Origin of the sequence: Pilosibacter fragilis (genome assembly GCF_032490495.1) — a bacterium.
Classification (GTDB): Bacteria; Bacillota; Clostridia; order Lachnospirales; family Lachnospiraceae; genus Pilosibacter; species Pilosibacter fragilis.
The window spans coordinates 1-588 of the sequence record NZ_JAVYJB010000080.1 but is presented as its reverse complement, the minus strand read 5'-3'; the positions used below and the strand labels follow the sequence as shown (position 1 = coordinate 588).

Here is a 588-nt window from a genome sequence, read left to right as displayed (position 1 = left end):
TGTAGGAAGTCTGATAAAGGAAGAAATTGAAAATAAGAAAGTCGCATTTATTCCAACAGCTTCACTGCGTGAAGGCTACACCGGTTATGTCGGCTCGGCTCGAAAATTATTCAAAAAGTTGGGAGCGATCGTAACTGAAATTGATATTTCAACGGAGGCTTATTCAACGATACAGTCTGTTTTTGAAGAAGCAGATGTGATATATTTTACCGGCGGAAATTCTTTCTTTCTTATGGACCAGCTCCGTAAAACGGGAACTGATGGACTGCTGAAAAAGGAATTGGCAAATGGAAAATTGATGATCGGCGAGTCGGCAGGCGCAATTATATGCGCTCCAAGCATCCAATATATCGAGCAAATGGATGAAAAGCCGGAGGACTACTCACAAGAAGATGATGCAGGGATTGATTTGATTGATTTCTATGTTCTTCCGCATTATCTTACAGCACCATTTAAGAAAGTTACCGAGAAAATAATGACTGAGTTTTCGGATTTGAATCTATGCCCAATTAACAACCGTCAGGGAATTGTAATTGATGGTGAAGATTCAAAGGTTATTTGCAAAGACTAATTTGAAAATTCCAGTTT

1 protein-coding gene is annotated in these 588 nt (G+C 39.1%); it reads left to right on the top strand.

Going from position 1 to position 588, the window contains the following annotated elements:
- On the top strand, positions 1 to 571 hold a 571-nt coding region (locus tag ABCW45_RS17830), incomplete at its 5' end, for a Type 1 glutamine amidotransferase-like domain-containing protein (RefSeq protein WP_343221303.1).
- Positions 572 to 588: the final 17 nt, after the last annotated feature.